Here is a 264-nt window from a genome sequence, read left to right as displayed (position 1 = left end):
CCCGGTCCCGACAGCAAGGAAGCCGTCACCCGAGCTTCCGAACGAAGGAGTTTCTCGCAATGAAGCGTTATGCAGGTGTCCTCGCCCTGGCCGCCCTCGCCCTGCCCCTCGCCGCCTGCGGCTCGACCGGTGGCGGCGACGCCCCCGAGAGCGCAGAGTTGACCTCGGGCCCGATCACGATCTGGTACTCCACGAACGAGCAGGAGATCGCCTGGGCGGAAGCCGTGGTCGAGGGCTGGAACGCCGACCACCCCGATGAGAAGG

Annotated in this window: 1 protein-coding gene; it reads left to right on the top strand. The window is 68.2% G+C overall.

From position 1 onward, the window contains the following. Positions 1–59: 59 nt before the first annotated feature. Positions 60–264: hypothetical protein (locus SB753_RS38190; RefSeq protein ID WP_410805310.1), on the top strand; the 205-nt coding region annotated here is incomplete at its 3' end.

Source organism: Paraburkholderia sp. SIMBA_053 (assembly GCF_046534895.1).
GTDB lineage: Bacteria > Pseudomonadota > Gammaproteobacteria > Burkholderiales > Burkholderiaceae > Paraburkholderia > Paraburkholderia caledonica.
This window is presented reverse-complemented; position numbering and strand designations above follow the sequence as displayed.